The organism is Oceaniglobus roseus, from assembly GCF_002869745.1.
Lineage (GTDB): Bacteria > Pseudomonadota > Alphaproteobacteria > Rhodobacterales > Rhodobacteraceae > Oceaniglobus > Oceaniglobus roseus.
The window spans coordinates 1-24,941 of sequence record NZ_PNOS01000004.1 but is presented as its reverse complement, the minus strand read 5'-3'; the positions used below and the strand labels follow the sequence as shown (position 1 = coordinate 24,941).

The following is a 24,941-nucleotide window of genomic DNA, read 5'->3' as shown; positions in this document are numbered from 1 at the left end:
CCCCCTTCCGAACCCCGGAATTCACCGCCCGAACCCCATCCGCCCCAGCACCACCTTCTGCAACAGACCCACGACCCCGACCAGCACCGCCGCGCAGACCGCCGCCATCAGCAGCGCCGCCCAGATCTGCACCGTCTGCCCGTAATAGGACCCCGACAGCAGCCGCGCGCCAAGGCCCCGCACGGCCCCGGTCGGCAGTTCCCCGACGATCGCTCCGACCAGCGCCGCCGCGATCCCGACCTTCAGCGAGGCAAACAGGTAAGGCAGCGACGACGGCAGCCGCAGCCGCCAGAACACCTGCGACCGGCTGGCGCCGTAGGTCTTCAGCAGGTCCATCTGCATGGCGTCCGGCGCCCTGAGCCCGCTCACCATCCCGACGACCACCGGGAAGAACGACAGATAGGCCGAGATCACCGCCTTTGGCAGCAGCCCCTGCACGCCGACCGAGTTCATCACCACGATGATCATCGGCGCCAGCGCGAGGATCGGGATCGTCTGCGAGGCGATGGCCCAGGGCAGCACGCTCATGTCCATCGCCCGGTTGTGGACGATCCCGACCGCCAGCAGGATGCCAAGCGCGGTGCCGATGGCAAAGCCCAGCAGGGTCGCGCTGAGCGTGATCCAGGCGTGGTAGACGAGGCTCCTCTTCGAGGTCACCGCCTTGGCGATCACCGTGTCGTAAAGCTCTGCCGCGACCTGGTGGGGCGCGGGCAGCAGCGGGCGCTCCTGGGACAGGGTGTCCTGCAGCAGGAGCGGCAGCGTCACCTCGGTGCCCGCCCGCGCCGCCTGGTCGCGGGTCCACTGGGCATTCATCCAGACGGCGCCCGCGTACCAGAGCAGCAGCAGCGCCGCGACGACCGTCAGCACCGGCAGGAGCGCCGCGCGCACCCAGAGCCGCCCCCGCCGCCCGATCCCGGCCCCCGGCGCCGCGATGTTCGGCGCACCGCTCACCGGGCGCCCCGGCGGGCCGCGGAGGGGCGGAAGCGGCCGCGCGGCTCAGTCATGGGAGTGGCCCGCCCTCAGACCCTCGCGGACCCGGTGGGCGATCTCGATGAACTCGGCCGTGTCGCGGATGTCGAGCGGACGCTCCCGCGGCAGGGGGCTGTCGATGATGTCGGTGATCCGCCCGGGCCGCGGGCTCATCACCACGATCTTCGTCGAGAGGTACACCGCCTCGGGGATCGAATGGGTCACGAAGAGGCAGGTCTTCTCCGTCCGCGCCCAGAGGCTCAGGAGCTGTTCGTTCAGGTGGTCGCGCACGATCTCGTCCAGCGCGCCGAAGGGCTCGTCCATCAGCAGCAGGTCGGCGTCGAAGGCCAGCGCCCGCGCGATGCTCGCCCGCTGCTGCATGCCGCCCGAAAGCTGCCAGGGATACTTCCCCTCGAACGCCGCCAGATCCACCAGTTGCAGGACGTCCTTCACCCGCCGCCTCTGCTCTTCCCTCGGATAGCCCATGATCTCCAGCGGCAGGCTGACGTTCCGGCCGATGGTGCGCCAGGGGTACAGCCCCGCCGCCTGGAAGACGTAGCCATAGGCGCGGGCGCGGCGCGCCTCGTCCGCGCTCATCCCGTTGACCGAGAGCGTCCCCGAGGTCGGCGTCTCCAGCGCGGCGACGCAGCGCAGGAAGGTGGTCTTGCCGCAGCCCGAGGGCCCGATGAAGCTGACGAACTCGCCCCGCGCGACGTCGAGCGTGACGCAGCTCAGCGCCTGCACCTGGCCGTCGCCGGTGTCGAAGGTCAGGTTCAGATTCTTGGCCGAGACTACGCTTGACATGGACCCTCCGCGGACCTTCCCATGATCCCGCGCAACGGCGGGAGGGTCCGATGTCCGACGAGATGCCGAAGGCCTGCCACAAGGTCCGGGCCGAGACGACCTACGACGGCAAGCAGGGTTTCACCTATTTCGAGGGGATCGCGAAGGAGACGACGGGCTCCCAGGCCATCTGCATGCACATCCTGCGCATTCCGCCGGGCGGCCGCGCGAAGGCCCACAAGCACGAAACCCACGAAACCGCGATCTACGTCATCGAGGGGCGCGCGGTGATGTACTGGGGCGAGCGGCTGGAACACCTGATGGAGACGGTCGCGGGCGACATGGTCTACATCCCCGCGAACGTCCCCCACCTGCCGATCAACACCTCCGACTCTGTCGTGACCGCGGTCATCGCCCGCACCGACCCCCACGAGCGGGAATCGGTCGTGCTGCTGCCCGAGCTGGAGGCGCTGGTGTCGGGGTAACCGGTCATAGCCCTCGATCTTGCCGCAGAAGCACCGCCTCGCCAGCGAACCCGCTTCTTGCAGCAAACATCCAGAACGACCGGCTAGGGATAATTGCCTGACCTCTCGCGTCCTCGGTGCGGTCCATCCGAGGTATTCAGAGCGGCTGGCGAACCCGGCACAACTCACAACCTGGAGTACGCCCGCGGGCGACTGCAGGACGACCTCTCCGGTCTGGAGGGTGAGGCCGACGACACGGGCGGAAGCGAACGTCTCGCTCACATCTTCGGCTCCTTGCGCGGGGCATTGGAAAAGACCTCAGCATGGAATTCCCTCAGCGTCAGCATGCGGAGGTTTGCCTGCAACACGAATGCGATCGAGATAAAGAGAATCATTAAGAAGCCATAAACGCCCAAGGCATCGCTGGCCGAGGTCAGGTTCGCGATACCGAAGAACACGGTCGCCAGCCAGACCGATTGAGCGACGACCGGAACGCCCACCCAAGTCAACAGCACGGCTGCTCCCAAGACGAAGGGCATGGGAAGGGAAGTGAACCACGACGCCGTGTTACCCGTCAGCGCCTGAACGAGGATTGCCACGACAGTGATGTTGAGAGCCAGCGCGGCGAGGCCCAAAACGCTCATCCGGAAAACCCAGAACCCCCGAAGGTGCAGGGCCAATACCATGGCGATGGCAAGCAGGCCGGACCATAGGTCAGGGCGGAGGCTGACGTTGCGTGCCTTGAAGAAAAGCCAGCCATCAACGCGGTAGTCCTGCACTCCAATAAGGATCGCGCACGTCAAGAGGGCCAGTGTCAACCAACGCCGGTGGTCCTTTGTCAGCGCCATGTCGCCACGCACGGCATCCGGCAACAGCTTTGTTGAACCGTCCATGCGTCTCTCAAACCCCGCTCGCCGGGATCCCCGACCGCTCGACCTTGCGCGGCGCGGTCAGTTCCTTCCAGGTCGACAGGGCCTTGTTCACCGCGGTCAGCGGCGGGCGTTCGACGAACTTGCCGTGGCCCTCCTCGGTGCGGATCTCGCCGTCGTGGACGGCCACCTTGCCACGGGTCAGGGTGAAGCGCGGCAGGCCCTTCACCTCCTTGCCCTCGAACACGTTGTAGTCGATGGCGGACTGCTGGGTGCTGGCCGAGATCGTCTTCGACTTCTCCGGGTCCCACACCACGAGGTCGGCATCGGCGCCGACCAGCACCGCGCCCTTCCTCGGGTAGCAGTTCAGGATCTTGGCGATGTTCGTCGACGTCACCGCGACGAACTCGTTCATCGTCAGCCGCCCCGTCGCGACGCCGTGGGTCCAGAGCATCGGCATCCGGTCCTCGAGCCCGCCCGTGCCGTTCGGGATCTTGGTGAAGTCGCCGACGCCGGTGCGCTTCTGCTCGGTCGTGAAGGCGCAGTGATCCGTCGCCACCACCGAGAGCGAGCCCGACTGCAACCCGGCCCAGAGCGAATCCTGGTGCTTCCTGTCGCGGAACGGCGGGCTCATCACCCGGCGGGCGGCGTGGTCCCAGTCGGGGTGGGCATATTCGCTTTCGTCGAGCGTCAGGTGCTGGATCAGCGGCTCGCCGTACACGCGCTTGCCCTGCTGGCGGGCGCGCCGGATCGCCTCGTGGCTCTCCTCGCAGCTCGTGTGAACGACATAAAGCGGCACGCCCGCCATGTCGGCAATCATGATCGCCCGGTTCGTCGCCTCGCCCTCCACCGCGGGGGGCCGGGAATAGGCGTGCGCCTCGGGCCCGTCATTGCCCGCCGCCAGAAGCCGCGCCTGAAGGTCGGCCACGACGTCGCCGTTCTCGGCATGGACCAGCGGCAGGGCGCCGAGTTCGGCACAGCGCTGGAACGACGCGAACATCTCGTCGTCGTTCACCATCAGCGCGCCCTTGTAGGCCATGAAGTGCTTGAAGGTGTTGATGCCCCGCTCGGTGACGTCCTTCATCTCGTTGAACACCTGCTCGCCCCACCAGGTGATCGCCATGTGGAAGGAGTAGTCGCAGTTCGCGCGGGTCGACTTGTTGTCCCACATCCGGATCGCGTCGAGCAGCCCCTGTCCCGGCGAGGGCAGCGCGAAGTCGACCACCATCGTCGTGCCCCCCGCCAGCGCCGCACGGGTGCCGGACTCGAAATCGTCCGAGGAATAGGTGCCCATGAACGGCATTTCAAGGTGGGTGTGCGGATCGATCCCGCCGGGCATGATGTAGCAGCCGGTGGCGTCCAGCTTCTCGTCGCCGGTCAGCCCCTCGCCGATGGCGTCGATCACGCCGTTCTTGATTCGCACATCGGCCTTGTAGGTCAGGTCGGCCGTGACCACCGTGCCGTTCTTGATGACTGTGGACATCCCCAATCCCTCCTGTTGTCGAAGCCCCGCGCGCCGGATCCGGTCCGGCGCGCGAGGCCCTCAGCCTATTGCGGATCGCAGACCTGCTTGCCGGTCGCGTCCAGCAGCGCGACGCCCGTCTGCGGCTCGCTCTGCTCGATGCCGATGCCGTAGCAGCCGTTGGCGTCCTTGATCAGGAACGACTTGTCGACGCCGGGCGGCAGGGCGGCGATGGCGGCGGGCGACGGGCCCGCGGGGGGCTGCACGCAGGCCGCAAGCCCCAGCAAGGCCGTGCCGAGCGCGATGTTCCGGATGTCCATGGGTCTCTCCCTCATTTCACTGTTATTCTTGGATGACTGCTGTTTCGACGACCGCGTGGAACAGTACATTCGCACCCGCTGCGGCCCAGTCGGGGGAAATCTCTTCGGCCTCGTTGTGGGAGAGGCCGTCGACGCAGGGGCACATGATCATCGCCGTGGGGGCCACGCGGTTGATCCAGCAGGCATCGTGACCCGCCCCCGAGATCAGGTTCATGTGGCTGTAGCCCAGCCGCTCGGCCGCGTTGCGCACCGCGGTGACGCAGCCTTCGTCGAAGGCCACGGGATCGAAGCCGCCGACCTTCTCGAAGCTGACCTCCAGCCCCATGTCGTCGCAGATCTTCCTCGCCCCCGCCTGCATCCGCTGCTCCATGTCCTCGATCACGGCGAGGTCGGGCGAGCGGAAATCGACGGTGAACACGGCCTTGCCGGGGATCACGTTGCGCGAGTTCGGGTAGATGTCGATGTGGCCCGCGGCCCCCACGGCGTGGGGCTTGTGCGACCAGGCGATCTCGTCCACCAGCTCCAGTACCCGCGCCATGCCGAGGCCGGCATTCTTCCGCATCGGCATCGGGGTCGAGCCGGTATGGCTGTCCTTCCCGGTGATCGTGACCTCGATCCAGCTCAGGCCCTGGCCGTGGGTGACGACGCCGATCTCCTTGCCCTCGGCTTCCAGGATCGGGCCCTGCTCGATGTGCAGTTCGAAGAAGGCGTGCATCTTCCGCGCGCCCACCTCCTCCTCGCCGCGCCAGCCGATCCGCTTCAGCTCGTCGCCGAAGCTCAGCCCCCTGGCGTCCTTGCGCTCGTAGGCCCAATCCTGGCTGTGGATGCCCGCGAAGACGCCCGAGGACAGCATGGCGGGCGCAAACCGCGTGCCCTCCTCGTTGGTGAAGTTCGTCACCACGATCGGGTGCTTCGTCCTGATGCCGAGGTCGTTCAGCGAGCGGATCACCTCCAGCCCGCCGAGCACGCCGAGGACACCGTCGTACTTGCCCCCGGTCGGCTGCGTATCGAGGTGCGAACCGACATAGACCGGCAGCGCCTCGGGGTCGGTCCCCTCGCGGCGGGCGAACATGTTGCCCATCTGGTCCACGCCCATGGTCAGCCCCGCCGCCTCGCACCATTTCCGGAACAGCGCGCGGCCTTCGCCATCGGCATCGGTCAGGGTCTGGCGGTTGTTGCCGCCCGCGACACCGGGACCGATCTTCGCCATTTCCATCAGGCTGTCCCAGAGCCGCGCGCCGTCGATCTTGAGGTTCTCACCGGGTGCGGGCATGGAGGCTCCTTCGTGCGGCCGACAAGGGGGGCCCGCGTGCAGACCCCTGAAATTGTTTGACCAAACGGTCAGGATCACGCTAGCAGGGAAAGGCGGGCAGTCAAGAATTTCGCCGCCTCCCGTGCCACGATCCGCTGCCGACGCCGATCTTTGTCCGATGCGATGCTTTTTGCGGCAGCACACGACCTGACGATCTCCAGTTGAGCACGGAGCGCGGAAACAGTCCATGACGAACGCCACCGGCCCGACCCGAATCCAGCGGCGCAACACCTCGCTGATCCTCGAGGCGGCGCTGGAGGTGTTCTCGTCCCAGGGGTTCGGCGGGGCGACGCTCGACCAGATCGCGCGCCATGCCGGGCTGTCGAAGCCGAACCTGCTCTATTACTTCGCCTCGAAGGAGGCGATCCATGCCGCGCTGCTTGACGGGCTGCTCGAAACCTGGCTCGATCCGCTGCGCGCCCTCGATCCCGCGGGCGAGCCGGTAGACGAGATCGTCGCCTATGTCCTGCGCAAGCTCGAGATGTCGCGGGAGTTTCCCCGCGAAAGCCGGCTCTTCGCCAACGAGATCCTGCAGGGGGCGCCGCGGATCGGAGGCATGATCACGGGCGAGCTGAAGCGGCTGGTGGACGAGAAGGCGGCGCTGATCGCCTCGTGGCAGGCGGCGGGTCGGGTCGCGCAGCTGGACCCCCATCACCTGATCTTCTCGATCTGGGCGACGACGCAGCACTATGCCGATTTCGACGTGCAGGTGCGCGGCATCCTCGACCCCGCGGGCGATGCGCATTTCGCCCGGGCGGCCGTGTTTCTGGAACAACTGTTCCGCGGTGCCCTGATGCCGCGTGAAGATTTCGTCAAGATTCACGCTTCATAAAGATTCGTGGCGCAGTCTGGGCAGGAAGGGTGCATCAGCAGAGGAGGTCCGGACATGCAACCGACAAGTTCCATTGCCGTGCTGCCGGGGGCCGGGGGCTCCGGCGGGATCGGCGAGGGCTGGCGCAACGTGCAGGCCGCGCTCCAGGCGATGCAGGCGCTGCGCGGCCGCTCCATCGGCAGCGGCCCCGCCACGCTGTCCTCCCGCCCGGTCCTTGCCCCGGAGGCGGCCGAGCGCGGCACCGTCCGGCCCGACCTCAGGGCGCGGGTGGCGACACAGCGGATCGGCACGGACATCCCGACGGGGCCGCGCCCGACGTTCGAGCGCACGCCGCTTGAGAAGATGCGGATCGAGGCGCTGGATCCCGCGGTCCCGGGACCGATAGCCGAGGTCGAGGGCGTCGCCGGCCCCGCCGCGGGGGGCTTGCGCCCTGCCCTTTTGCGCTCCGACGTGCCGCCGGTCGATCCGGCCCTGCTGGTGGCCTACAGCGGCCTGCGCACCCTCGACAAGGACTCCGCCAGCGGCCGCAGGCTCGACACCCTGCGCTGACGCCGCAGGCCGCCCCGCCGCAGAACGCGGCCAGGGCCACCCGCCGCCCGCCCCGGCAATCTTCCCGCCCAGACGACGGCCCCGCCTCCGAAGGACCCGCCTCGGAACGAACGGAGCGCCACCGCCATCACTCGGCGGCGGTCGCCGCCGGGTTGTTCGGATGGGTCGTCCAGTTGGCATAGTCCGGCTGGACCGTCCGGCCGGTGCGCGGATCGACGCTGCCGGGGGCCAGGCGTTCCATGGTGATGCAGTCCTCGACCGGGCAGACATTGACGCAGAGGTTGCAGGCCACGCATTCGGCGTCGATCACCTCGAACACCCGGCCGGGCTTCATCGCGATGGCCTGGTGCGACGTGTCCTCGCAGGCGGCATAGCAGCGGCCGCACTTGATGCAGAGATCCTGGTCGATCCGTGCCTTCGTGACGTAGTTCAGGTTCAGGTGCTGCCAGTCGGTCACGTTCGGCACCGCGCGCCCCGACACCTCGGCGACCGAGGCGAAGCCCTTCCTGTCCATCCACTCGGACAGGCCCGAGATCATCTCCTGCACCACCTTGAAGCCATAGGTCATGGCGGCGGTGCAGACCTGCACGTTGCCCGCGCCAAGCGTCAGGAACTCGGCCGCGTCGCGCCACGTCGTCACGCCGCCGATGCCGCTGATCGGCATCCCGGCCGTCTCGGCATCCCGCGCGATCTCCGAGACCATCGACAGCGCGATCGGCTTCACCGCCGGGCCGCAGTAGCCGCCGTGGGAGCCCTTGCCGTCGATCGTGGGCTCGGGCGCGAAGCTGTCGAGGTCGACCGAGGTGATCGAGTTGATCGTGTTGATCAGGCTCACCGCATCGGCGCCCCCGGCCTTCGCGGCGCGGGCGGGCTTCCTGATATCGGTGATGTTCGGCGTCAGCTTCACGATCACCGGCATCCGGGTGGTCTGCTTGCACCAGCGGGTGACCATCTCGATGTATTCCGGCACCTGCCCCACGGCCGAGCCCATGCCGCGCTCGCTCATCCCGTGGGGACAGCCGAAGTTCAGCTCGATCCCGTCGGCGCCCGTCTCCTCGACCAGCGGCAGGATCGCCTTCCAGGCCTGCTCCTCGCAGGGGACCATCAGCGACACGACCATCGCGCGGTCGGGCCAGTCGCGCTTGACCTCCTTGATCTCGCGCAGGTTCACCTCGAGCGGGCGGTCGGTGATAAGCTCGATGTTGTTCAGGCCCAGAAGCCTGCGGTCCGCCCCCCAGACCGCGCCATAGCGGGGTCCGTTGACGTTGACGACGGGCGGGCCCTCTTCGCCCAGGGTCTTCCAGACGACGCCGCCCCAGCCGGCCCTGAAGGCGCGCACGACGTTGTAGGCCTTGTCCGTCGGCGGCGCGGAGGCCAGCCAGAAGGGGTTGGGGGATGCGATCCCGGCGAATTCGGTCCGAAGGTCAGCCATGTCCGTTCCTTCCGTGGGGCGCCCGGGCTGCGGGCGGGTGTGATCCGGCGCGGCTCATGCCGCGTCGTTCTGGTGGGCGGGGCAGAAGAAGGCCGTGCGCCCGCCGGATTTCGTCTTCTCGATGGTGCCGTCGCAGCGCGGGCAGTCGGCCCCGGCCTTGCGGTGGTGGATCAGCCAGTCGTCGGGCAGCTTCCCGTAGTCGGCGGAGACGTCGCAGACCGCGGCCAGGATGCGGCGGACGGTTTTGCCGAGCGCCCTCACCGCCTCCCCGGACAGGTCGCGCGCGGGGGTGTCGGGGTGATGGCCGGTCTGGAACAGCGCCTCGTCCGACCAGAGGTTGCCGACCCCCGCAAGCTTTCCCTGGTGCAGCAGCGCCCCCTTGATCGCCCCGCGTCTGCCCGAGATGGCCGCGGCGAAGGCGTCGTCGGAGATCTCCAGCGCATCGGGCCCGAGGCCCCGCGCCGCGATCTCGTCCTCGACGCTCTCCACCACCTTCGCCCAGCCGAACTTCCGCGGGTCGCGGAAGGCGAGCCGACGGTCGCCCTCGAACTCCACGACGAGCCGGGCATGGTCGGGCTGCCCGTCCTGCTGGTCATAGACCCGGACCGACCCCGCCATGCCCATGTGCAGCGCCAGCCAGGGCCCGCCCGCGACCCCCGCGAACAGGTACTTGCCGTGCCGCCTGACCTGCCCGAACCGGTGCCCTTCCAGCCGGGCGCGGTCCCCGGGGCCCGGCAGGTCGACGTGTTTCGTGTCGTTGCCCGGGACCACCCGCAGGATCGTGCGGTTCAGCGCCCCGTCCTCGATCCGGCGGCGATAGGTCTCGACCTCGGGCAGCTCGGGCATCAGGCGGCCGACAGCGCGGCGTGGATGCTCATCGCCGCATCGCGCCCCTCGGCCACGGCGGTGACGGTCAGATCCTCGCCCCCCGCCGCGCAGTCGCCCCCGGCCCAGACGTTGCCGAAGGGGGCGACCTTGCCGCCCTCGAACACGGCGAGCTTGGTGCCGTCCAGCTCCACGTCGGCCAGCGCATCGCCGAGCGGTTCCAGCCACTGGCCGATGGCGACATGGACCTGGTCGGCAGGCAGGCGGATCGTCTCGCCCGTCTCCCGCAGCCCCTCCGGCGTGTCGGCGACATAGGCGAACTCCACCGCCTCCAACGCGCCGTCGGCGCCGTGGTGGGCCGCGACGGGCTGCGCGTTGAAGACCAGCCGCACGCCCTTGCTTGCCGCCAGCTCCTGCTCGTAGGGGCTCGCCGCCATGCGCTCGCGCCCCCGGCGGTAGACGACGGCGACGTTCTCGGCCCCCAGAAGGCGCGACTGCACGGCGGCGTCTATGGCCGTCATCCCGCCGCCGATCACCACCACGTTGCGCCCGATGGGCAAGCCCGAAAGGTCGGTGGACTGGCGCAGGGTGCGGATGAACTCGACCGCCGATCCGATCCCGTTGCCCGCCACGCCCGCGATGTCATAGGCGCCGGGCAGCCCGATCCCGAGGAAGACGGCGTCATAGCTGTCGGCCAGTTCGTCGAGCGTCACGTCGCGGCCGAGCGCCACGCCGTTCCTCAGCTCGATACCGCCGATCTGCATCAGCCAGGCGACCTCGGCCTGGGCGAAGCCCTCGACCGTCTTGTAGCTGGCGATGCCGTATTCGTTCAGCCCGCCGGGCTTCTCCTTCGCCTCGACGATCGTCACGTCATGGCCCAGCATCGCCAGGCGATGCGCGCAGGAAAGCCCCGCGGGCCCCGCGCCGACGACCGCCACGCGCTTGCCGGTCGCCGGGCCGCGGGTGAACGGATGCACCCCCGCCTTCATCAGCGTGTCGGTCGCGTAGCGTTGCAGCCGGCCGATCTCCACCGGCTTGCCCTCGGCGGCCTCGCGCACGCAGGCCTCCTCGCACAGCGTCTCGGTCGGGCAGACCCGGGCGCACATGCCGCCGAGGATGTTCTGCTCGAAGATCGTCCTCGCCGCCGCCTCGGGAGTCCCGGTCGAGATCTGGCGGATGAACAGCGGGATGTCGATGGAGGTGGGACAGGCCGTGATGCAGGGCGCGTCGTGGCAGAAATAGCAGCGGTCCGCCGCCACCGCCGCCTCGTGCGGGTCGAGCGGCGGATGCAGGTCGGCGAAGTTCAGGGCATAGGCCTCGGCCGGAAGGCGGCCGGGCACGACGCCCGGCGTCCAGGAAGAATTGGTCATCGCGCACTCCGTTGGCATCGACGAAATCAGACTGCCACAGGGGCGAATTTTATCAACTGGTAAAATAATTTTCGCGCCCCCCGGCCTTGCACGCATGGTAAAGCTGCCCGAAAACCCGGCAGGAACACGCCCGCCTGCCCGGCTAATACGTCTTTCAACCCCAGCCCGTGTGATTTATACGAGGCCAAACGGGCGAGACCCCCGCGGCAGACGGGTGGCGCAGCAAGGGATGCGACAAGCATGACAGAGAACACCCACAAATCCGACGTGGCCTTCATCCAGGCTCTGGCCGAGCTGCTGCGCGAGAACGACCTGACCGAACTCCGGGTGAAGCGCGAATACGGCGAGGCCGACAGCCTGGACGTGCGCGTCAGCCGCGGCACCCCGGCGCCCGTCTATGCCCAGCCGATGGCGTCCCCCGCCCCGGCCCCGCAAGCCCCCTCGGCCGCCCCCGCCCCGCGCGAGGCGGCACGCACCGACGATCCCGCCGCCCATCCCGGCGCCGTGACCTCGCCCATGGTCGGCACCGCCTACCTCTCGCCCGAGCCGAACGCGCAGGCCTTCGTCAAGGTCGGCGACAGCGTGAACGAGGGCCAGACGCTTCTGATCGTCGAGGCGATGAAGACCATGAACCACATTCCCGCCCCCCGTGCCGGCACCGTGAAGCGGATCCTGATCGAGGACGGATCGCCGGTCGAATTCGGCGCCCCCCTGATGATCGTCGAGTAAGGACACCGCCGCCATGTTCGACAAAATCCTGATCGCCAACCGGGGCGAGATCGCCCTGCGTGTCATCCGCGCCTGCCGCGAGATGGGCATCGGATCGGTCGCCGTCCATTCCACCGCCGACGCCGACGCGATGCACGTCCGCATGGCCGACGAATCCGTCTGCATCGGCCCGCCCCCCGGCACCCAGAGCTATCTCTCGGTCCCCGGCATCATCTCGGCCTGCGAGATCACCGGCGCCCAGGCGATCCACCCCGGCTACGGCTTCCTGTCCGAGAACGCGAACTTCGTGCAGATCGTCGAGGATCACCAGCTGACCTTCATCGGCCCCTCGGCCGAGCACATCCGCATCATGGGCGACAAGATCACCGCCAAGGAGACGATGAAGAAGCTCGGGGTGCCCTGCGTGCCCGGCTCCGACGGCGGCGTGCCCGATCTGGAGAGCGCGCGCAGGATCGCTGCCGAGATCGGCTATCCCGTCATCATCAAGGCGACGGCCGGCGGCGGCGGACGCGGCATGAAACTCGCCAAGACCGAAGGCGACCTGGAACGCGCCTTCCAGACCGCCCGCGCCGAAAGCAAGGCCGCCTTCGGCAACGACGAGGTCTATATCGAGAAGTACCTCACGACGCCCCGCCACATCGAGGTGCAGGTGTTCGGCGACGGCAAGGGCCGCGCGGTGCATCTGGGCGAGCGGGACTGTTCGCTCCAGCGGCGCCACCAGAAGGTGCTGGAAGAGGCCCCCGGCCCCTCGATCACCCCCGAGCAGCGCGCCCGCATCGGCAAGACCTGCGCCGACGCCGTGGCCGCCATCGGATATTCGGGCGCCGGGACCATCGAGTTTCTCTACGAGAACGACGAGTTCTACTTCATCGAGATGAACACCCGCCTGCAGGTCGAACACCCGGTGACCGAGGCGATCTTCGGCGTCGACCTCGTGCGCGAGCAGATCCGCGTCGCGGCCGGCCTGCCGATGGAATTCCAGCAGGAGACGCTGGCGATCCGCGGCCACGCGATCGAGGTCCGGATCAACGCCGAGAAACTGCCGAACTTCTCGCCCTCGCCGGGCCGGATCACGCAGTACCATGCGCCCGGCGGCCTTGGCGTGCGCATCGACTCGGCGCTCTACGACGGCTACCGGATCCCGCCCTACTACGACTCGCTGATCGGCAAGCTGATCGTCCACGGCCGCGACCGGCCGGAGGCGCTGGCCCGGCTGTCCCGTGCCATGGGAGAACTGATCGTCGACGGCGTCGACACCACGATCCCGCTGTTCGAGGCGCTGTTGCAGGAAGAAGCGGTGCAGACCGGCGGCTACAACATCCACTGGCTGGAGCACTGGCTCGAAACCCACATGGGTTGAGGGCCGTGGCCGCGCCGCCGTTCCCACCGCTGACGCCCGAGCTGCTGTTGCGCGCCTATGCCAACGGGATCTTCCCCATGGCGGACGGGCGCGACCGGCCGGACATCCACTGGATCGACCCAAAGCTGCGCGGGATCTTCCCGCTCGCGGGCTTCCACATCTCCCGCAGCCTGCGCCGACGGATCCTGCGCCGCCCCTTCGACATCGCCTTCGACACCGCCTTCGACGCCGTGGTGACGGCCTGCGCCGACCGCCCCGAAACCTGGATCAACGCCGAGATCGCGCGCCTCTACGGCGACCTGCACCACGCGGGATTCGCCCGCTCGGTCGAGCTGTTCGAGGGGACCGAGCTGGTCGGCGGGGTCTACGGCGTCACCCTCGGCAGCGCCTTCTTCGGCGAGTCGATGTTCTCGCGCCGCACCGATGCTTCGAAGATCGCGCTCGCCTACCTGGTCGACCGCCTGCGCCTCGGCGGTTTCACCCTGTTCGACACGCAGTTCCTGACGCCCCACCTCGCCAGCCTCGGCGCCATCGAGATCAGCCGCGCCGCCTATCGCCGGCGCCTCGACCGGGCCCTTGCCACCGATGCCGATTTCGACCGCGCGGGGACCGTCCCTTCACCGGATCAGCTCTTGCAGCGGATGACCCAGACGTCGTAGCGGGGATGCTCCAGCGGGTTCAGCGCCGGGCTCGACGCGACCATCCAGCCCTGGAACACGGGCTGTTCGACACCCGCCTCGCGGATCACCAGCCAGGCAAAGGCGTCGCCCGCGGGATTGTTGACCGGATAGCGGCAGTCGCCCAGCGTCACCTGCAACCGGCCCAGCGGCACGGTCTGCCCGCGCCCGATGTCGATCTCGGCGACGATCCCCGTCAGCTTGTCGAGCCCGCGCAGGATCGCCCCCGGCGCAGAGGCGACGGAGGTGTGTGTGGTCTCGCGCTCGCCGTCCTGGGCCGGCACCACGGTCGGAGCAACGGCCCCCAGCACGAGGCACAGGCCGCACGCGGCAAGGCGGCGGCGTAGCGAAGCTCTGTCCATGGACCTACTCCGGCGTCCAGGCCTCGTAGTCCGAGCGCGGCTTGGGATCGGTGCGGCGCAGCGATCCGGCGGGGGCATAGGCCTTGTCGGTGCCCGTGAGGTTGGCCAGGTGCGGCTTCTCCCAGGGCTTGTGCTGCAGGGGCCGCTCGGTCGGCGGCTCGTTCCACGTGTGGTGCAGCCAGCCGTGCCATTCGGGGCTGACCCGGCTCGCCTCGGCCTCGCCGTTGAAGATCACCCAGCGGCGCTTGCCGTCCTTGCTCTGGTAGAAGACGTTCCCGGCCTCGTCCTCGCCCACCCTGGTACCGTTCCTCCAGGTCCAGAGCTGGGTGTTCAGCGTCTGCCCGTTCCACCAGGTGACGGCGCGCAGCAGGTTCTTCAGGATGCCCATGGGTGCCTCCGGTTTGGCTTTTCCCTCATATGACCGAAGCCGCCGCCAAGGTCCAGTGCGCGCGGCCCGCTCAGCCGGGCAGCCGCGCCGTCACCTCGATCTCGATCTTCATCTCCGGCTCCTGCAGGCCCGCCACGATCATCGTCGCCGCGGGCCGCGCCCGGGCGAACGCCTCGGACACCATGGGCCAGCAGGCGGGCCACTCCGCCGCGTCGGTCAGGATGTAGCGCACCCGCACCACGTCATCCAGCGTCGCGCTCGCCTCGCCCAGGGCCTTCGCGATGGTGGCGAGCGCGTTGGCGCACTGCTCCGCCACCCCCTCCGGCATTGTCATCGTGGCATAATCGTATCCGGTGGTCCCCGCCACGAACACCCAGCCGTCGCAGACCACCGCCCGCGAATAGCCGATCCTCTCCTCGAAGGGCGACCCCGTCGAAATCCGCTGCCGCATCACGTCCTCCCCGAACGCGGAAAGGCCGCCCCACCGGGCGGCCCTTCGCAAGACTGTCACATCCTTGCTTTCCAAATATCCCCGCCGGAGGCTCCCGCAGATGCCGCAAGAACAACCGCCCGCAATGTCACCCCGCCGTCGCGGGCGCCGAGGACTTCTTCGCGTCCGAGTGGATCATCAGCGGCGCCGCGTCCGAGGTCACGGCTTCCTCGTTGACGACAACCTCCTCGACGCTGTCCATGCCCGGCAGTTCGAACATGGTATCCAGCAGGATGTCCTCCATGATCGAGCGCAGGCCCCGCGCGCCGGTCTTCCGCGCGATCGCCCGCTTGGCGATCGACTGGAGCGCGTCGTCGGTGAAGGTCAGCGTGGTGTCCTCCAGCTCGAACAGCCGCTGGTACTGCTTGACCAGCGCGTTCTTCGGCTCGGTCAGGATCGTCACCAGCGCCGCCTCGTCGAGGTCGGTAAGCGTGGCGATGACCGGCAGGCGGCCGACGAATTCGGGGATCAGGCCAAACTTCAGCAGATCCTCCGGCTCGAGCTCGCCGAACATCTCGCCCACGCCGCGGCTGTCGTTGTCCTTGACGTCGGCACCGAAACCGATGGCGCTGCCCTTGCCGCGCTGCGCGATGATCTTCTCGAGCCCCGCGAAGGCGCCGCCGCAGATGAACAGGATGTTCGTCGTGTCCACCTGCAGGAACTCCTGCTGCGGATGCTTGCGCCCGCCCTGCGGCGGCACGCTCGCCACGGTGCCTTCCATGATCTTCAGCAGCGCCTGCTGCACGCCCTCGCCCGAGACGTCGCGGGTGATCGAGGGGTTGTCGGACTTGCGCGTGATCTTGTCGACCTCGTCGATGTAGACGATGCCGCGCTGCGCCCGCTCGACGTTGTACTCGGACGCCTGGAGCAGCTTCAGGATGATGTTCTCGACATCCTCGCCCACGTACCCCGCCTCGGTCAGCGTGGTCGCGTCGGCCATGGTGAAGGGCACGTCGAGGATCCGCGCCAGCGTCTGCGCCAGCAGCGTCTTGCCGCAGCCCGTGGGGCCGATCAGCAGGATGTTCGACTTCGCCAGTTCGATGTCGGACTTCCCGGCATGGTTCAGGCGCTTGTAGTGGTTGTGGACCGCGACCGAGAGCACCCGCTTCGCGTGGACCTGGCCGATCACGTAGTCGTCCAGCACCTCGCAGATCTCGCGGGGCGTCGGCACGCCGTCGCTGGATTTCAGGCCAGCGCTCTTGGTTTCCTCGCGGATGATGTCCATGCACAGTTCCACGCATTCATCGCAGATGAACACGGTGGGGCCTGCAATCAGCTTGCGGACCTCATGCTGGCTCTTGCCGCAGAAGGAGCAGTAGAGCGTGTTCTTGCTGTCGCCGGACGTGTTTGCCATCGTTTTTCCTCTGGGCCGCTGGCCTTCGAATTTCTGGCCGGATCGCTCCGGCCGGTCTGCCCTTGGCTCCAAGCCTAGGACAGACCATTTTCGGGCACAATGTCAAAGTGCCCGGGCGTCGGTCACATCCCCGATCAGCTTGCGGCGTCGGGCCGCACGCGGTTCTCGACGATCTCGTCGATGTGGCCCCATTCCTTCGCCTCTTCCGGCGACATGAAGTGGTCGCGCTCCAGCGCCTTTTCAACCGCCTTGAAGGTCTGGCCGGTGTGCTTGACATAGATCTTGTAGAGCTGTTCCTTGATCTTCTGCGTCTCGGCGGCATGGATCATGATGTCGGTCGCCTGCCCCTGGTAGCCGCCCGAGGGCTGGTGGACCATGATCCGGGCGTTCGGCAGCGCGAAGCGCATGCCCTTCTCGCCCGCCACCGACAGCACCGACCCCATGGAGGCCGCCTGGCCCACGACGAGGGTCGAGACCTTGGGCTTGATGTACTGCATCGTGTCGTAGATCGACAGGCCCGCGGTGACGACGCCGCCGGGGCTGTTGATGTACATGCTGATGTCCTTGGTCGGGTTCTCGGCCTCGAGGTGCAGCAGCTGGGCGACGATCAGCTGGCTCATCCCGTCGTGGATCGGACCGTTCACGAAGATGATCCGCTCCTTCAGCAGGCGCGAGAAGATGTCATAGGCCCGCTCCCCGCGGCTGGTCTGCTCGACGACCATCGGCACGAGGTTGTTGGTGAAGTAGTTGACTGGGTCTTGCATGTGCGTCTGCCTGTTCTCGGGGTGTGCGGGGGATACCGTGAATTTGCTTTCGAGAGTCTTAGTGTCGCGCTCCCGGAGCCGCAAGGGCGACGGAAACGCACCACCGGCAGGCCGTTTCCGCGCGCGTCGCCGCTTGACGGAACGGTCAGCCTTTGCTTACGGTAAGTCATGAGTTACGAAGTTGCAATGGCCGCGCTTGCCGATCCGACCCGCCGGGCGATCCTCGATCTGCTCCGGACTCGGGCGCTCTGCGTGGGCGAGATGGCGATGGCGCTGCCGGTCAGCCGCCCGGCCGTGTCGCAGCACCTGAGGGTGCTGAGCGACGCGGGCCTCGTCACCGCCACCTCGCGAGGCACCCGCAACTTCTATGCCATCGACCCCGAAGGCGTGGCCGCCCTGCGCGGCTACCTCGACGCGATGTGGAGCGATGCGCTCGCCGCCTTCGCCCGCGAGGCGGAGCGCGCTTCAGAGCGCGGGGCCGATGCGCGCCATCCCGACGTCCCCCCGACCCGCACAGGAGACAGGCCATGACCCGCGACATCCGCAAGACCCTGTACGTCCCCCTGCCCCCCGACGCGGCGTTCGAGCTGTTCACCCGCGGGATCGGCCGCTGGTGGCCGGAGGGCGGCGGCGACGCCACCGGCGGGCCGGTGATGTTGGAGCCGCGCCGGGGCGGCAAGCTGACGCGGCGCCGCGCCGACGGCAGCCGGGCGGAGTGGGCGACCGTCACCGACTGGATGCCGGGCCGCCGCTTCGGGCTGGAGTGGTACGCGGGCCGCGACAAGGAGGCCGCGACGACGGTGGAGGTGGAGTTCCTGCCCGACGCTATCGGCACGCAGGTGGTGCTGACCCACTCGGGCTTCGCCGACCTCGCCGGTCTGCCCGGCCGACAGGAAGAGCCGCAGGACTGCGCCGTTTCGCCGCCCCTCTGCCGGGCCGCTTGATCGGGGCGCGGCGCGCCATACCCTTCGGCGATGACCGCCTTCGCCCCCACCCGTGCCGCCGCGCTCGACCGCCTGCAACGCTTCGTGCCCGATGCCGCTGAACGCTATGCCTTGCGCCGCAACCACGACGCCGGGCAGCCCACCACCTCGCAGCTCTCCCCATGGCTGCGACACCGGCTGATCACCGAGCGCGAGGTGCTGCACGTTGTGCTCGACGCCCACGGCGGCAAGGCGGCGGAGAAGTTCATCTCGGAGCTGCTCTGGCGAAGCTACTGGAAAGGCTGGCTGGAGATGCGCCCCGCAATCTGGCGGGACTACCGGCGCGATCTCGACGCGGCGCTGAACCGGGTGCAGACCGAAAGCGGCCTGCGCCGCGACTGGGAGGCGGCCTGCCGGGGCGAGACCGGCATCGCCTGCTTCGACCATTGGGCGCGGGACCTGACCGAGACGGGCTGGCTGCACAACCACGCCCGGATGTGGTTCGCCTCGATCTGGATCTTCACCCTGCGTCTGCCCTGGGAACTGGGCGCCGACCTGTTCCTGCGCCAGCTGCTGGACGGCGACCCGGCGTCGAACACGCTGGGCTGGCGATGGGTCGCGGGGATCCAGACCCGCGGCAAGCACTATGTCGCGACCGCCGACAACATCCGCAGGTACACCGGCGGGCGGTTCGATCCGGCGGGCCAGCTGGACGAGGCGCCCGACCCGCTCGACGCCCCGCCGCCGCCCGAGCCCGGTCCGCTCCCCGCCTCGGACCGCGTGGTGCCGGGCGTTCCGACCGGCCTGCTGCTGATGACGGACGACCTGTCGCCCGGCTTCGCCATGGAGGGCACGAAGATCGCGGCCACCTTCGCGACGGACACGACACCTTTGAGATCGCCGTTGAAGATCGCGCCGCAAGCCGTTGATTTCGCGGAAGGCGCGGCATCAGACACGATCGACCGCCTCGCGCCGGACCTCGGCGAGGTCACGCGGGGAGCGCCGGAAGAAATCGTCGGCTGGGCCCGGTCGGCCGACCTCCGCCAGGTCGTCCTGCCCCATGTTCCGACCGGCCCCGGCACCGACGCGCTCGACGGCGTCGCCGCCGCACTGAAGGCGGAAGGCATCCGCCTCGTCCGGCAGGTGCGCGCCTACGACGCCACGCTCTGGCCCCACGCGAGGAAGGGCTTCTTCCGCTTCCGGCACGACATCCCCGATCCCGCCGGCCTCTGACGATCAGACCGACAGCGTCGCTTTCACGGCCTTGCCCCAGGCGGCGTATTTCCTCGCCCGGTCCGCGTCGCTCATCCGCGGCTCGAAGGTGCGCTCCAGCGCCCAGCTGTCCGAGAAGCCCGCCATGTCGGGATAGACCCCGGCCTTCATCCCCGCGAGCCAGGCCGCGCCGAGCGCCGTCGTCTCCAGCACCGCCGGCCGGTCCACCGGCGCGCCGATGATGTCGGAGAGGAACTGCATCGCCCAGTCGCTGGCGCTCATGCCCCCGTCGACCCTCAGCGTCCTCAGCGTCGCGTTGCCCGGCGCCGACCAGTCGTCGTGCATCGCCTCCAGCAGGTCGCGGGTCTGGAAGCCCACGGACTCCAGCGCCGCCCTGGCGAACTCGGCAGGCCCCGAGTTGCGGGTGAGGCCGAAGATCGCCCCCCGGCACTCGGCATTCCAGTAGGGCGCGCCGAGCCCGGTGAAGGCCGGCACCAGGATCACGCCCTGCGTTTCGTCCGCGCTTTCGGCGAGCGGCTGCGTCTCCTTCGCCTCGCGGATGATCTTCAGCCCGTCGCGCAGCCACTGGACCACGGCACCGGCGATGAAGATGGACCCCTCCAGCGCATAGGTCGGCTTGCCGTCGAACTGGTAGGCGATGGTCGTCAGCAGCCGGTTCTTCGAGGCGACCGGCGTGTCCCCGGTGTTCAGCAGCGCGAAGCAGCCCGTGCCGTAGGTCGATTTCAGCATCCCCGGCTGGAAGCAGGCCTGCCCCACCGTCGCCGCCTGCTGGTCGCCCGCGACGCCCAGGATCGGGATCTCTCGCCCGAAGAGGTCCGAACGGGTCACGCCGAACTCGGCCGCGCTGTCCTTCACCTCGGGCAGCATCTCGTAGGGGATGTCGAGCAGCTTGGCGATCGAGGTCGACCAGCGGCCCTTGTGGATGTCGTAGAGCATCGTGCGGCAGGCGTTCGTCGCGTCCGTGACGTGGGACGCGCCGCCGGTCAGCTTCCAGATCAGGAAGCAGTCGACGGTGCCGAACAGCAGCTTCCCCTCCCGCGCCCGCGCGCGCGCGCCTTCGACGTTGTCGAGGATCCACTTCAGCTTCGTCGCCGAGAAATAGGGATCGAGCAGCAGGCCGGTGCGCGCCGTCACCATCTCCTCGTGGCCGTCGGCCTTCAGCTGCTGGCAGATCTCCGAGGTGCGGCGGTCCTGCCAGACGATGGCGTTGTGGATCGGCTTGCCCGTCTCCCTGTCCCAGACCACCACCGTCTCGCGCTGGTTGGTGATGCCGATGGCGGCGATGTCGGAGGCGGCGACGCCGGTCTTCTCGATCACCGCGCGGCAGGTCGCGGCGGTGGTCGACCAGAGGTCGGAGACGTCATGCTCGACCCAGCCGGAGGCGGGGTAGTGCTGCGTGAACTCCTCCTGCGCGGTGCCCGCGATCTTCATGTCGGCGTCGAACAGGATCGCCCGGCTCGATGTGGTGCCCTGGTCGATGGCAAGAATATGCGGCATCCGTCGTCTCCTCCCTGTCTTGTTCTTGTTCCGGGTCCTGTCCCGGTTCAGGTTCCGGCGCCGCGACATGCCGCCGGCGCCGGTGTCTCGTCACGCGCCGGTCATCCCCGCGCCCCGCTCCGGGCACGCGGCCCGGTCACGGCGCCCCGCTTCCCCGCCATGGGACTCACTCGGCCGCGTCCGCCCCGGCCTCGCCCCGGGCCCGCGCCATCCAGGCGTCGAGCGCCTCGATCTCGGACTTGCTCATCCGCAGCCCCAGCTTCGAGCGGCGCCAGACGACGTCCGCGGCGGTCCGGGCATATTCCCTGTCCATCAGCCAGCGCACCTCGGCCTCGGTCAGGGTGCCGCCGAAGGCCTTCCCCAGGTCGTCCGCGGCCTTCGCGTCGCCAAGGATCTCCTTCGCTTCGGTCCCGTAAGCGCGGATCAGCCGTCCCGCCCAGTAGTCGTCGAGGAAGGGATAGGCCGTCTTCAACTCGTCGGTCAGCGCGCCGACCCCGCGCACCGGAAAATCGCCGCCGGGCAGCGCGACGCCGGCCGTCCAGTCCGCCTTCGCGTTCGGGAAGAACGGCCGCAGCCGCGCGAAGGCCTGCTCCGCCAGCTTGCGGTAGGTGGTGATCTTGCCGCCGAAGACGTTCAGCAGCGGCGGCTCGGACCCCACGCCGCCGTCCGTCGCGGGCCCGGCGTCGAGCGACAGGACATAGTCCCGCGTCGCCGCCGTCGCCGATTTCGCCCCGTCGTCGTAGAGGGGACGGACCCCGGAATAGGTCCAGACGACATCCTCACGCGTCACCGGCTTGCGGAAATAGCTGCTGGCGAAGGCGCAGAGGTAATCGGCCTCCTCGTCGGTGCACTGCGCGGGCTTCGCCGGGTCGTGGCCATGGTCCTTGTCGGTGGTGCCGATCAGGGTGAAGTCGGTCTCGTAGGGGATGGCGAAGATGATCCGCCCGTCCTCGCCCTGGAAGAAGTAGGCCTTGCCGTGGTCGAACAGCTTCTTCGTCACGATATGGCTGCCGCGGACCAGCCGCACGCCCTCGGAGGAGTTCATCCGCACGGTGTTGCGGATCACGTTCTCGACCCACGGACCGCCCGCGTTGACCAGCGCCCGCGCGCGGATCACCTCCTTCGCGCCGGTGTCCGTGTCCTCGACCGTGATGCTCCAGTAGCCCTCGTGGCGCACCGCCTCGACCACCTTGGTGCGCACCATGATCCGCGCGCCCCGCTGCTCGGCATCCCGTGCGTTCAGCACCACCAGCCGCGAATCCTCTACCCAGCAGTCGGAATATTCGTAGGCCTTCCTGAACCGCTCCTGGATCGGCTTGCCCTCGGGGGCGCGGGTCAGGTCCAGCGTCTTCGTGCCCGGCAGGTACTTCCGCCCGCCGAGGTTGTCGTAGAGGAACAGCCCGAACCGGATCAGCCAGGAGGGCCTGCGCCCCTTCATCCAGGGCATGACGGTGTTCAGCAGCTTCGAGGTCGGCGTCTCGCCCTCGAAGCGCATCTCGGGGCTGTAGGGCAGCACGAAGCGCATCGGCCAGCTGATGTGCGGCATGGCCGAAAGCAGCGTCTCGCGCTCGACCAGCGCCTTCTTCACCAGCCCGACCTCGAAGAACTCGAGATAGCGCAGGCCGCCGTGGAACAGCTTCGTCGAGGCCGAGGAGGTGGCCGAGGCCAGGTCGTTCATCTCGGCCAGTGCGACGGACAGCCCCCGCCCCTGCGCATCCCGGGCGATCCCGGTGCCGTTGATCCCGCCGCCGATCACGAACAGATCGAAAGGTTTGCCGGTCTTTTCAGTTGCCGCCATCCTGCCGCCTTTCCGGCCGGCGCCGCGTCTGCGGCGGGCACGGCCCTTGTTCCCGAGCCCCGAACGCGGGGGCAATTTGCATGGCGTGCAATGGTAAAGGCAGCACCGCGATGTTCAACCCCCCGGACAGGGGCGGACGTGACGCGGGCAGGCCCCCCACGCGCCTTAACAATGCCGCGCCACGCCACTAGGGTTGCCGGAAGCCGCCAGCCCCGAGACGTCCCGCCCCATGCCCGACCCTGCCGACAGATCGCCGATCGCGCGCCTTGGCGCCCGCGCCGCCCGGATGCGCGGACAGCTTCGTCTGCGCGCCGCGCTGCGCCATGTCGCGGGACCGCGGCGGCTGTCGCTGGCGGACGGGGACGTCTGTGTCGTCTGCCTGGTGCGCGACGGCATGTACTACCTCGACGCCTTCCTCGCCTACTACCGCGCCATCGGGGCCGCGCATTTCGTCTTCGTCGACAACGGCTCGACCGACGGCACCCCGGCGCGGCTGGCAGAGCAGCCGGACTGCACGCTCCTGCGCGCCGACCTGGCCTGGGGCGCCTTCGAGAACGGGCTGCGCGAGCTTGCCGCGACCCGCTTCGCCAGCGGGCACTGGATCCTCTACGCCGACATGGACGAGATCTTCGACCTGCCTCCGGGCTTCGCCGACCTGCCCGGCCTCGCCCGTCATCTCACCGACGGGGGTCACACGGCGCTGGTGGCGCAGATGCTCGAGATGTTCCCCGAGGGTCCGCTCGCCGATGCGCGGCACCTGCCCTACCCGGAGGTGCTCCACCGCTTCGTCCACTACGATCTCGGCACCCTCCAGCGCCACGCCTACCACGACCCCGCCATCGACTTCGCCTGGTACCTCGCCCGGAACCGGGTCGCCGACCCGGCGACGGAGGTGCTGTTTGGCGGGGTGCGCCGCCGCGTCTTCGGCGAACGCTGCTGCCTGACCAAGCATCCGCTCGTCTTCCTCGGTCCCGGCGTGCGTCCCGGCGTGCATCCCCACTGCGCCATGAACGTCCGATGTGCGCCCTTCACCGGGCTGATCCGCCATTACAAGTTCGCCAACGATCCCTTCGCCCGCGACCGCGCCCTTGTCGAAACCGGCGCGATCCCCCACGGCGAGGATCGGCTGCGGCTCGCGGTGGCGACGGCCGATCCCGGCGTGTCGCTGTTCTCCCCGGCGGCGGAGGAGTTCATCGGCCAGGGACCGCTGCACATGGCCGGGTTCCTGACCGGGGCCCGACACCTGCCGGGCGCAGGGGGGCCGCCGTGAGCCACCCCCCTGTCGCCGCCGTCGTCATCGGCCGGAACGAGGGCGCGCGGCTGCTCGCCTGCCTCGACTCGCTCGCGGGGCGGGTGGTTCGGATCGTCTACGTCGACTCGGGCTCGACCGACGGCAGCGCCGGGGCCGCCCGCGCCCGCGGGGCCGAGGTGGTGGACCTCGACCTGTCGCAGCCCTTCACGGCCGCCCGCGCCCGCAATGCCGGGCTCGCCCGGCTCGATCCGGCGGACACGCCGCTGGTTCAGCTGCTCGATGGCGACTGCGCGCTGCGCGACGGCTGGCTCGACAGGGCGACGGCCTTCCTCGACGCCCGCCCCGAGGTCGCCGTCGTCTGCGGGCGGCGGCGCGAGCGCTTTCCCGGGGCCTCCGTCTACAACCGGCTCTGCGACGCCGAGTGGGACACGCCGGTGGGCGCGGCGACGGCATGCGGCGGCGACGCGCTGGTGCGCCTCGCTGCGCTGCGAGCGGTCGGCGGCTTCGACGACACCCTGATCGCAGGGGAAGAGCCCGACCTCTGCCTGCGCCTGCGCCGGGCGGGCTGGACGGTCTGGCGGCTCGATGCCGAGATGACCTGGCACGATGCGGCGATCCACCGCCTCGGTCAGTGGTGGAAGCGCAGCCGCCGCGCGGGCCACGCCTTTGCCGAGGGCGCTGCACGCCACGGGGCGGGTCCGGAACGCCACTGGGTCCGCGAGAGCCGCCGCGCGCTCGCCTGGGGCTGCGCCCTGCCCCTCGCCGCGCTGGCGGCCGCGCTCGTCTCCCCGCTCGGCCTGCTGCTTCTTCTGGCCTACCCGGCGCAGATCCTGCGCCTCGCGCGGCGCGGCGGCTTCACGCGCCACGCCTGGCAGGCGGCGGCGCTGTCGGTGCTCGGAAAGTTCGCCGAGGCGCAGGGCGCGCTCG

Annotated in this window: 27 protein-coding genes; 11 read left to right on the top strand and 16 right to left on the bottom strand. The window is 69.1% G+C overall.

The genetic code is table 11. The annotated features are described in order from the left end of the window. Window positions 1-21: 21 nt before the first annotated feature. Both A7B20_RS03325 and A7B20_RS03320 read right to left on the bottom strand, forming a co-directional pair. A complete protein-coding gene (locus A7B20_RS03325; protein WP_245866519.1) occupies window positions 22-888 on the bottom strand; it encodes an ABC transporter permease in 867 nt (288 codons plus the stop codon). Window positions 889-996: 108 nt separating this feature from the next. Continuing rightward, window positions 997-1,773, bottom strand: a complete 777-nt coding sequence (locus A7B20_RS03320; RefSeq protein WP_102107136.1) for an ABC transporter ATP-binding protein — start codon at window positions 1,771-1,773, stop codon at window positions 997-999. A gap of 50 nt (window positions 1,774-1,823) precedes the next feature. On the opposite strand from A7B20_RS03320, the gene A7B20_RS03315 reads away from it, so the two are divergent. Continuing rightward, window positions 1,824-2,237 (top strand): cupin domain-containing protein, encoded by a 414-nt coding sequence (locus A7B20_RS03315; RefSeq protein ID WP_102107135.1) that lies wholly within the window; start codon window positions 1,824-1,826, stop codon window positions 2,235-2,237. Between the two features lie 257 nt (window positions 2,238-2,494). Here A7B20_RS03315 and A7B20_RS03310 read toward each other — a convergent pair whose 3' ends face one another. The 4 genes from A7B20_RS03310 to A7B20_RS03295 form a co-directional block, all read right to left on the bottom strand. Next, window positions 2,495-3,109 carry a hypothetical protein gene (locus A7B20_RS03310; RefSeq protein WP_157937588.1) on the bottom strand — a complete coding sequence of 205 codons (615 nt, stop codon included), beginning with the start codon at window positions 3,107-3,109 and terminating at the stop codon, window positions 2,495-2,497. Between the two features lie 7 nt (window positions 3,110-3,116). Continuing rightward, the gene (gene hydA, locus A7B20_RS03305) at window positions 3,117-4,568 is read right to left on the bottom strand and encodes a dihydropyrimidinase (RefSeq protein ID WP_102107133.1); all 1,452 of its coding nucleotides are present in this window, start codon (window positions 4,566-4,568) and stop codon (window positions 3,117-3,119) included. 65 nt (window positions 4,569-4,633) lie between these two features. Next, window positions 4,634-4,867: a hypothetical protein gene (locus A7B20_RS03300; protein WP_102107132.1), complete on the bottom strand. Its 234-nt coding sequence runs from the start codon at window positions 4,865-4,867 to the stop codon at window positions 4,634-4,636. 22 nt (window positions 4,868-4,889) lie between these two features. After that, complete coding sequence (locus A7B20_RS03295; protein ID WP_102107131.1) at window positions 4,890-6,140, bottom strand: Zn-dependent hydrolase; 1,251 nt, start codon at window positions 6,138-6,140, stop codon at window positions 4,890-4,892. Window positions 6,141-6,366: 226 nt separating this feature from the next. Between A7B20_RS03295 and A7B20_RS03290 the strand changes: the two genes are divergently transcribed. Both A7B20_RS03290 and A7B20_RS03285 read left to right on the top strand, forming a co-directional pair. Beyond that, a complete protein-coding gene (locus tag A7B20_RS03290; protein WP_102107130.1) occupies window positions 6,367-7,011 on the top strand; it encodes a TetR family transcriptional regulator C-terminal domain-containing protein in 645 nt (214 codons plus the stop codon). A gap of 54 nt (window positions 7,012-7,065) precedes the next feature. Next, window positions 7,066-7,560 (top strand): hypothetical protein, encoded by a 495-nt coding sequence (locus A7B20_RS03285; RefSeq protein WP_102107129.1) that lies wholly within the window; start codon window positions 7,066-7,068, stop codon window positions 7,558-7,560. 127 nt (window positions 7,561-7,687) lie between these two features. Here A7B20_RS03285 and preA read toward each other — a convergent pair whose 3' ends face one another. Genes preA through A7B20_RS03270 form a run of 3 tightly spaced genes read right to left on the bottom strand, consistent with a single transcriptional unit; the run spans window position 7,688 to window position 11,187 of the window. Beyond that, a complete protein-coding gene (preA, locus tag A7B20_RS03280) occupies window positions 7,688-8,992 on the bottom strand; it encodes an NAD-dependent dihydropyrimidine dehydrogenase subunit PreA (RefSeq protein ID WP_102107128.1) in 1,305 nt (434 codons plus the stop codon). Window positions 8,993-9,046: 54 nt separating this feature from the next. Next, a complete protein-coding gene (locus A7B20_RS03275; RefSeq protein WP_102107127.1) occupies window positions 9,047-9,838 on the bottom strand; it encodes an Fpg/Nei family DNA glycosylase in 792 nt (263 codons plus the stop codon). Beyond that, window positions 9,838-11,187 (bottom strand): NAD(P)-dependent oxidoreductase, encoded by a 1,350-nt coding sequence (locus A7B20_RS03270; protein WP_102107126.1) that lies wholly within the window; start codon window positions 11,185-11,187, stop codon window positions 9,838-9,840. Before A7B20_RS03270 ends, A7B20_RS03275 begins: the two co-directional genes overlap by 1 nt. 240 nt (window positions 11,188-11,427) lie before the next feature. On the opposite strand from A7B20_RS03270, the gene accB reads away from it, so the two are divergent. Genes accB through aat form a run of 3 tightly spaced genes read left to right on the top strand, consistent with a single transcriptional unit; the run spans window position 11,428 to window position 13,935 of the window. After that, window positions 11,428-11,916, top strand: a complete 489-nt coding sequence (accB, locus tag A7B20_RS03265) for an acetyl-CoA carboxylase biotin carboxyl carrier protein (RefSeq protein WP_102107125.1) — start codon at window positions 11,428-11,430, stop codon at window positions 11,914-11,916. Between the two features lie 13 nt (window positions 11,917-11,929). Then, the gene (accC, locus tag A7B20_RS03260) at window positions 11,930-13,276 is read left to right on the top strand and encodes an acetyl-CoA carboxylase biotin carboxylase subunit (protein ID WP_102107124.1); all 1,347 of its coding nucleotides are present in this window, start codon (window positions 11,930-11,932) and stop codon (window positions 13,274-13,276) included. 5 nt (window positions 13,277-13,281) lie between these two features. Further along, window positions 13,282-13,935: a leucyl/phenylalanyl-tRNA--protein transferase gene (gene aat / locus A7B20_RS03255; RefSeq protein ID WP_102107123.1), complete on the top strand. Its 654-nt coding sequence runs from the start codon at window positions 13,282-13,284 to the stop codon at window positions 13,933-13,935. Here aat and A7B20_RS03250 read toward each other — a convergent pair. The 5 genes from A7B20_RS03250 to A7B20_RS03230 form a co-directional block, all read right to left on the bottom strand. Then, the gene (locus A7B20_RS03250) at window positions 13,902-14,315 is read right to left on the bottom strand and encodes a DUF2155 domain-containing protein (RefSeq protein WP_102107122.1); all 414 of its coding nucleotides are present in this window, start codon (window positions 14,313-14,315) and stop codon (window positions 13,902-13,904) included. The genes aat and A7B20_RS03250 overlap by 34 nt on opposite strands. 4 nt (window positions 14,316-14,319) lie before the next feature. After that, window positions 14,320-14,703, bottom strand: a complete 384-nt coding sequence (locus A7B20_RS03245) for an NADH:ubiquinone oxidoreductase subunit NDUFA12 (RefSeq protein WP_102107121.1) — start codon at window positions 14,701-14,703, stop codon at window positions 14,320-14,322. 70 nt (window positions 14,704-14,773) lie between these two features. Continuing rightward, window positions 14,774-15,154, bottom strand: coding sequence for a RidA family protein (locus A7B20_RS03240; protein ID WP_216641162.1), 381 nt, complete (start codon window positions 15,152-15,154; stop codon window positions 14,774-14,776). 127 nt (window positions 15,155-15,281) lie between these two features. Further along, complete coding sequence (gene clpX, locus A7B20_RS03235) at window positions 15,282-16,547, bottom strand: ATP-dependent Clp protease ATP-binding subunit ClpX (RefSeq protein ID WP_102107120.1); 1,266 nt, start codon at window positions 16,545-16,547, stop codon at window positions 15,282-15,284. A 134-nt stretch (window positions 16,548-16,681) separates the two neighbouring features. Beyond that, the gene (locus A7B20_RS03230; RefSeq protein ID WP_102107119.1) at window positions 16,682-17,311 is read right to left on the bottom strand and encodes an ATP-dependent Clp protease proteolytic subunit; all 630 of its coding nucleotides are present in this window, start codon (window positions 17,309-17,311) and stop codon (window positions 16,682-16,684) included. Between the two features lie 168 nt (window positions 17,312-17,479). Between A7B20_RS03230 and A7B20_RS03225 the strand changes: the two genes are divergently transcribed. From A7B20_RS03225 to A7B20_RS03215, 3 genes are read left to right on the top strand one after another with little or no spacing between them, the layout of a single operon-like run. Next, complete coding sequence (locus A7B20_RS03225; protein ID WP_102107118.1) at window positions 17,480-17,842, top strand: ArsR/SmtB family transcription factor; 363 nt, start codon at window positions 17,480-17,482, stop codon at window positions 17,840-17,842. Further along, on the top strand, window positions 17,839-18,255 hold the full coding sequence (locus tag A7B20_RS03220; protein ID WP_102107117.1) for an SRPBCC domain-containing protein: 417 nt from the start codon (window positions 17,839-17,841) through the stop codon (window positions 18,253-18,255). The genes A7B20_RS03225 and A7B20_RS03220 overlap by 4 nt, the downstream gene beginning before the upstream one ends. A 30-nt stretch (window positions 18,256-18,285) precedes the next feature. Further along, entirely contained in the window at window positions 18,286-19,467 is a 1,182-nt protein-coding gene (locus tag A7B20_RS03215) for an FAD-binding domain-containing protein (protein ID WP_102107116.1), read from the top strand. Window positions 19,468-19,470: 3 nt separating this feature from the next. Here A7B20_RS03215 and glpK read toward each other — a convergent pair whose 3' ends face one another. Both glpK and glpD read right to left on the bottom strand, forming a co-directional pair. Further along, window positions 19,471-20,964 carry a glycerol kinase GlpK gene (gene glpK / locus A7B20_RS03210; RefSeq protein ID WP_102107115.1) on the bottom strand — a complete coding sequence of 498 codons (1,494 nt, stop codon included), beginning with the start codon at window positions 20,962-20,964 and terminating at the stop codon, window positions 19,471-19,473. 166 nt (window positions 20,965-21,130) lie between these two features. Beyond that, window positions 21,131-22,762 (bottom strand): glycerol-3-phosphate dehydrogenase, encoded by a 1,632-nt coding sequence (gene glpD / locus A7B20_RS03205; protein ID WP_102107114.1) that lies wholly within the window; start codon window positions 22,760-22,762, stop codon window positions 21,131-21,133. Between the two features lie 229 nt (window positions 22,763-22,991). Here glpD and A7B20_RS21535 point away from each other — a divergent pair, with 229 nt between their 5' ends. Together A7B20_RS21535 and A7B20_RS03195 are read left to right on the top strand one after the other, a co-directional pair. Continuing rightward, window positions 22,992-24,032, top strand: a complete 1,041-nt coding sequence (locus tag A7B20_RS21535; protein ID WP_102107113.1) for a glycosyltransferase family 2 protein — start codon at window positions 22,992-22,994, stop codon at window positions 24,030-24,032. After that, the coding region (locus tag A7B20_RS03195) for a glycosyltransferase family 2 protein (RefSeq protein WP_245866511.1) at window positions 24,029-24,941 on the top strand (913 nt) is incomplete at its 3' end. The genes A7B20_RS21535 and A7B20_RS03195, both read left to right, overlap by 4 nt.